The organism is Lawsonella sp., assembly GCF_011525565.1.
GTDB lineage: Bacteria > Actinomycetota > Actinomycetes > Mycobacteriales > Mycobacteriaceae > Lawsonella > Lawsonella clevelandensis_A.
Window position 1 is genome coordinate 89,305 of the sequence record NZ_WVRS01000004.1, and the last position, 6,225, is coordinate 95,529.

Consider the following 6,225-nt stretch of genomic DNA (forward strand, 5'->3'; position numbering starts at 1 on the left):
ATCTTTACCTCAGTTTACTTGTGCACAGGAGCTATAAAACGGTTTATAGCCATTCTTTTTAGGAGAGATTACAGGATAAAAGCGCTCGGTATGGAGCTTTTTTATTTTTCTCTTTACCTCTCTGTATCGCTTGTATTACTATAACTAATACAAGCGATACAGAATGTTGTTTGGTGAAGGAGGAAGCATGATCATCACCATTGATCCGCATTCTGCGACACCAATTTTCCAGCAAATCCACGACCGCATCGTCGAGGCCATCTCGCGTGGCGACATTACCCCCGGGCAACAACTCGCCCCCGTACGGGCACTGGCACTGGATTTTGGAATCAACCCAGCAACCGTCAAGAAAGCCTACGACCTTCTTGTCTCGGAAGGCATTATCACCACATCACGAAGAGAAGGCAGCGTGGTCGTGGAGAACACCACTCCGCACCCCGACCACCTCACACAATTCCAGGAAGAATTGAAAACCCTTCTGGCAAAAGTCTACTGCCAGGGAATTGACGAAAACACCATACTCACACAAACACACGACATACTCGACGCATTCACCGGCATACACCCCGCCAACTCCCCCGAATCCCCCTTCTCCACCAGCGAAAGGGACCTATAACCATGCACACTGCCTTATCCGCACTACTATTTGCGCTTCTGCCAGTCCTCTGGTTGTGCTCAACCCTATTCATTCCCCAACACAATCCACTGGGAGTAACCGTCCCCTCTGCACACCAAAATGACCCCGTCATAAGAACTGGCTGGCTTCGCTTCCACATCGCTAATTTCGTTATAGCAGTAGTGTTTGCAGCAATAACTGTGGCATGCTTCTACACCCGCACAGAGTCCGAAGCCTCCGACGTGGAATATATCTTATGGATGGTACAGGCATACAGCATATTTTTTACCTGGTGGTGGGCGGGCCGCGTTATCCGCAAAAAGAAAACAGAACAGAATTGGGTATCCGACGCGCACGTAGAAGTTGCGGGCTCATTAACACCCGGAACCTCCGCTAACGCTATACCGCAAGTTTCTATGCAGTGGACACCCTACGTGTGCTCCTACCTACTAACAGGCATTACCGCACTTCTCCTCTGGCTGCGTTGGGGCGATATTCCACCAATGGTGTCCATCGACAACTCCTACGGAACCCATGAACTAGCAGCGAAAACCGTGTGGACCGTATTCGACGACGTATTTTTCGCCCTAGGACTAGTAACAGCCTGCACTATATGGGCAGTCTTTAACCACCTCAAACGCGGACAATACCGCACAGCCATGTCCCCCTCCGCGCGGCGCAGAGCACAATTACTTTCCGAGAGTCAGCAGCAAAGCATAGGGTGGCTAACAATATGCTTCACACTATGCTTAAACCTTCTCTCCATAACCGTGTTCCCCACCTTCGCCAATAGCGGAAAAACCCTCTATATCCTCAATGTAGCGATCATCGTAGGGGTAGTTGTAGCACTATCAATACACCATACGAAGACAGCACGATCACTCCCCATAGAGCCAGATGGAGCAGACTCCCGCGATCAAGACTCCCACTACGCAATGGGCATGTTCTACGCAAACAAAGACGACCCAGCCATGTTCGTCGACCACCTCAACGGAAACGGACTAGTCCTCAACTGGGCCAACACCAAAGGCGTACTACTAGCAGTAGGAACATCCATTATGTGCGTCCTACTCATAACCTTGCCGATAGTCCTCACCTACGTCCACAGCTGAGGCCACGGCTAAGCCGTGCTCTACATTTTCCAGACACAACTCCACAAAACTTCCCCATACCTATAAAAAGGGCTCAGGTCTCCGAAACGAACCTGAGCCCTTCTCTATCCCCGTGACCTATGCAGTCTCAGCATCAATCGCGACATATTACTCTAAAAAATGGAATAACAATGCGCCTAAACGAATCTAGAACCCCAATTACAAGCCCTGTAGTTATGACTAAAAGTATTACAGCTGTTACTACTGCTGTTGTTGTATCTGCTTGCATATCCGGTTTTTGTTTCATAAGCGTCACTATGGCCAACAGTATGGTCATACATAAATTTGAAAATGCTATTGTGGCCGCTGTCCCAGCACTTTCTTTACTCTCTTGCGTCCTGACAGCCTCAGACATACTGTCAAGAGATTCCGACGCTTCTACCAGCAGATTTGAGTATTCATCAACAATATTTTTTATTGTCTGAAGCTGCTCATTCACATACGAGGTCAATTCCGTACTAGATTCAAAAGAATCTTTCATACCGCTTTCAAGACTATTTATTGCCCGCGTAGTACATTTAAGGGCTTCTTCCAAAACCGCTTTTTCCTGCCATACTTCACGTATATGCCCAGGTATTACCTCATTTGAGTCAGCATCTGCAAGTAAAAATATTTTGCTGTACCATCTATCAAATTCAATACGCCATCGCCGCAAATGCGTACAGAGACTCTCTAGATAAGCGTAAATGACCGCAGAAGCGTCATATACTTCTTCACTATTCTGAGAAAAATAGCTTGGCCCCCGTACTAACCATGAACCACTATGCAAACTCTGAAATTTTTCCTGCTCTATACTTGAAAATGTTGTGTACAAGTGGATTACACCATTAGATGTAATAAAAGTACGGCTCCATCGGTGAACAATCCGGAGTGGATTCCTACCACCGGTCCCCGGTTTCTTCCGCTTCAAAGTAGTCGCATGAAGAAGCTCCAAATGTAAGAGGTCTATGGTCGGGATCGTCTCAACCGATACATCCTCCACAGGACGATTTTTCTTCCCTATACATGACATATTTATATCGTCTACAGAAGCAGCAATGCGTTTAGCAGTATTTTTATTGCCACACAACACATATGTAAGAATTTCAACTACTACATTCTTATCCCTCGGGTAATCTGATTGAATCTCGATTTCATAATTCTCACTACCCTGAAAAACATTTTCAGAAGGACACTGCGTTTCCCCTATAGATAGAATCTCTACGCGTCCTAGCTCTGGAATATCTTGCTTTTCCCATTGCGAAGCAGGGAGTAAAGATTTTATTTGGCGTCTGCACTTCCCCGCCGCTACCACAATCTGGCCACCGCCCGGATAAGCCACTTTTGCCCAAAAATTAACTGCTTCTCTTCGATAACCATTTTTACGCTTGAAACAGCCTCTGCTATTCCTCATAGTGCACATCTCTTATCTGGCAGGAATATAGTGATTATCTAAATACGTACCGCTACAACAGTATTACTACAATAGTAGTAAAGAAAATATATCTACTATTAAGCTGACGGCCACTACTAGTTCTTGTGCTACCTCAATAGTTTCCTAAGTAAAATATTCCGCTACTTCTTCCGGGGCTTGTTGGTTTTGGTCCAGATGGGGTTGTCGGTGATGTAGCGGTGTTCTACGGCTTGGGCTACGAAGTGTAGGCCGGCGGTGGTGTAGTGGTAGCGGACGCCGGTGCCTTCGTGGTTGAGGATGAAGCGTTTGGTGTCGCTGGCACAGAGGGTGTGCCCCATGACGTTGCGGAAGGGGACATTGACAATGCCTGTGCGGGCGGCACTGGTGGTGCTGGTGGAGGTGGTTGTGGTCGCTATATGGATACCGTGCTTGCGGAGGATGGATGCACTGTAGTCGCTGGCGCGGGTGGCGGCATTGGTGAGGGCTTCGTCAGCTTGTTGACGGAGGCTTTCCACCCGCGACATTTCCAGGGACGTCATGTTGGGGAGGTTCTTGCAGCGTCCACCTTCTACTAGTGGAAGGTACCCAACAGTGATGATGAGAGCGTTGGGGGCGTGGTCGCGAATGTTGACGAGGATATCGACCAGGTCGTCTTCGAGTATGCTGCGTTTTTTGTGGGTGAGGTAGGGGCCGGTGCCAGGGTGTTTATTGTCGCTGGCAAGCTGGTTAACAACGCGGAGATCATTGGATCCGTAGCTGAGGAGCACTAGGCGCGTGTTGGAGCCCAGGTATTGTTCCGTGTTGAGTTTCCAGTACAGGCTGCTTTTAGAGCCACTGCAGGAGAGGTCTGCCAGGGGTAGCCCTAGGGCGGTGGAGACTTGCAGGGGCCAGGCGCCCACGAAGTGGTGGCAGGCGCTGACGAGATTCAGTGCCTGGTTTTTTGTGGGGGCTAGAGCCATGGTGGAGTCCCCTATGGACACCATGGGGTAGCCCTGCGGGTAAAGGTTGGGGGTGTTGAGGCCAATCTTCTTCCCAATTTCCGCCAGCTGGGTTTTAGTGAGCCCATGGAGGTGTTTTTTTGCGGGGCGATGCCCGGTGACGTGGGTATGGGTGTGGGTGGAGTGTGTGGGGGTGTGCGCGTGCGGGTTGTGGGAGAGTTGCAGCGCGTTAGTTTGTGGGGTGGTGCGGTAGTCAGAGTCGGTGGCGGGGGTGGTGAAAAGTCCGCCGGTTGCTACCTGGGAGATGGCGAGGATAGCGGTTAGTGCCAGGGTGCTGGCTGTAATACCCACGCGTTGTGTGTGGGAGAGTGGCTTACGCTGCATTGTACTCACTCACAAACTTCTCTATTGTAAGAAACCCCCAGTTGGGAGAGTATGTGTTGTTCTCTACTGTTCTCTACTGGGGGTTTCTTGTGGGCGGAAGTGAAGGGATTTGAACCCCTGGTCCGCGTCAACGGACGCTCGCTTTCAAGGCGAGTGCATTCGGCCGCTCTGCCACACTTCCTCATGCCGCGCTAGGCGACTCCTTCATGTTACCGGCAACCGCCGGTAAAAGACTAACGGCCAAGATACACCATTTGACGGCTCCACTGTAACTGTTCGGAGAGGTACTTCCACGCAACATGGTCGGCAATGTAGGAGAGTCCTGGTTCCGTGTAGTGGTAGCGGACGCCGGTCTTTTCTCTGTTGAGAATGAATCGTTTGTGTCCCATGACGCAGAGGTCATGCCCGTGTACTTGCCGGAATGGCACGTTGGAAATACCGGCGGATACTACTTCTACCCCATTGTCTTTCCATTGTTGTTCACTCATGCGGGCAACGGTCTTGCTGGCGGTGGTGAGGGCCTGGTCGGCGGCTTCGCGGAGGTGGCGAACTCTGGTGTTTTCAAAGGGGGTCATGTTGGGGAGGTTCACGCAGTGTTTTTCCTGAACCAGTGGGAGGTATCCGACGGTAAGAATGAGGGCGTTGGGGGCGCGTTTCCGAACGTCTTTCAGAATTGTGATGAGGGACTGTTCTACGTCTTTCCGGCTTCGCCCTTGGACTTTCTTGCCGGTGCCCAAGTGGGCATTGTATGTGGCTAGTTGGGCGACAACTCGCATGTCGTTGGAGCCGTAGCTAATAACCACTAGTTGTGTGCGTGGCCCTAGGTAGGGTCCTAGGTTTTTCTTCCAGTAGGAGGCGGTTACTTCCCCGGAGCAGGAGAGGTCTGCCAGGGGAAGATGTAGTTTTTGGGATACTTGCTGTGGCCAGGCGCCAGCGTAGTGGTGGCAGCTGCCGAAGGGGTTGGGGCGGCGGGTGGTGGGTGCTAGGGACATGGTGGAGTCGCCTAATGCGACCATGGGGTAGCCGTAGTATCCACTGCTGCCGGCGATCCTGTCGGCGTCAGCGTCTGATGTGGGGGTAGTTGTGGTGGACGCACCGGCACTGTTAGCACCATTCGCACCATTCGCACCGTTGGCGTTACCCGCGTTGCCTGCATTACCTGCACTGCCTGCACCGTTAGCCATGTAGTAGTGGCCTGCTTGGGCGGCGGCAGCATTGGCATCAGTCCACCAGTGTCCGGTTATGCCGAAACTGTTGGTGAGGGATCCTATTCCCAGGGCGAGCGTCATGGTGAGGGCGCTGGCGGTGAGAATCCTGTTCCGCAGGCGGGACGGGGCGTGCTGTAGCCGGGAAGGGCTGTTCTGCTGCAGTGGGTTGCGGTGCATTGTTCTGTGTGCGTTTCTTTTCTACGTGTGGGAGGTAATGAAGGACACCAGTGGTGAGCTGCCCGGAAAGGCGGGTTTGTTCGCTACATTAGGAACCATGTATGCACACACGCTTCCTGTTTCTCGCGGTCCGCAGTCCCTTACGTGGCGGCAGGTGCCAGATCCAACTCCCGGCCCCGGCGAGGTGCTGCTGCAGGTTACTGCCGTGGCCGTTAATCGCATGGATCTTGCCCAGGCGTGCGGTCGGTATGTGCCGCCCGCTGGTGTTGCTCCTTACCCGGGTATTGAGTGCTCGGGCAGGATTATTGCCATGGGTCCGGATCAGCCGCAGGGGGCACAGAATTCGCAGGGAACACAG

At 51.8% G+C, this 6,225-nt stretch carries 5 protein-coding genes, 1 tRNA gene and 1 pseudogene; 3 read left to right on the top strand and 4 right to left on the bottom strand.

Annotation, left to right across the window (positions count from 1 at the left end; all coding sequences use genetic code 11):
• The first annotated feature begins 187 nt into the window (after nt 1–187).
• Both QZV76_RS04190 and QZV76_RS04195 read left to right on the top strand, forming a co-directional pair.
• On the top strand, nt 188–616 hold the full coding sequence (locus tag QZV76_RS04190) for a GntR family transcriptional regulator (protein ID WP_290598543.1): 429 nt from the start codon (nt 188–190) through the stop codon (nt 614–616).
• Between the two features lie 2 nt (nt 617–618).
• Nucleotides 619–1,728 (top strand): hypothetical protein, encoded by a 1,110-nt coding sequence (locus tag QZV76_RS04195; protein ID WP_290598544.1) that lies wholly within the window; start codon nt 619–621, stop codon nt 1,726–1,728.
• Between the two features lie 133 nt (nt 1,729–1,861).
• Here QZV76_RS04195 and QZV76_RS04200 read toward each other — a convergent pair whose 3' ends face one another.
• The 4 genes from QZV76_RS04200 to QZV76_RS04215 all read right to left on the bottom strand — a co-directional run bounded on the left by QZV76_RS04200 (nt 1,862) and on the right by QZV76_RS04215 (nt 5,867).
• Nucleotides 1,862–3,160 (bottom strand): hypothetical protein, encoded by a 1,299-nt coding sequence (locus tag QZV76_RS04200; RefSeq protein ID WP_290598545.1) that lies wholly within the window; start codon nt 3,158–3,160, stop codon nt 1,862–1,864.
• A 161-nt stretch (nt 3,161–3,321) separates the two neighbouring features.
• A complete protein-coding gene (locus tag QZV76_RS04205) occupies nt 3,322–4,491 on the bottom strand; it encodes a hypothetical protein (protein WP_366664341.1) in 1,170 nt (389 codons plus the stop codon).
• An 85-nt stretch (nt 4,492–4,576) separates the two neighbouring features.
• A tRNA-Ser gene (locus QZV76_RS04210) sits at nt 4,577–4,663 on the bottom strand.
• Nucleotides 4,664–4,715: 52 nt separating this feature from the next.
• The gene (locus QZV76_RS04215) at nt 4,716–5,867 is read right to left on the bottom strand and encodes a GDSL-type esterase/lipase family protein (RefSeq protein ID WP_290598546.1); all 1,152 of its coding nucleotides are present in this window, start codon (nt 5,865–5,867) and stop codon (nt 4,716–4,718) included.
• Between the two features lie 37 nt (nt 5,868–5,904).
• On the opposite strand from QZV76_RS04215, the pseudogene QZV76_RS04220 reads away from it, so the two are divergent.
• Nucleotides 5,905–6,225 (top strand): annotated as a pseudogene (locus tag QZV76_RS04220) (hypothetical protein); the annotation flags it as partial.

Coding starts and splice junctions, on each gene's coding strand:
- QZV76_RS04190 (WP_290598543.1), top strand. CDS start 188: ATGATCATCACCATTGATCCGCATTCTGCGACACCAATTTTCCAGCAA.
- QZV76_RS04195 (WP_290598544.1), top strand. CDS start 619: ATGCACACTGCCTTATCCGCACTACTATTTGCGCTTCTGCCAGTCCTC.
- QZV76_RS04200 (WP_290598545.1), bottom strand. CDS start 3,160: ATGAGGAATAGCAGAGGCTGTTTCAAGCGTAAAAATGGTTATCGAAGA.
- QZV76_RS04215 (WP_290598546.1), bottom strand. CDS start 5,867: ATGCACCGCAACCCACTGCAGCAGAACAGCCCTTCCCGGCTACAGCAC.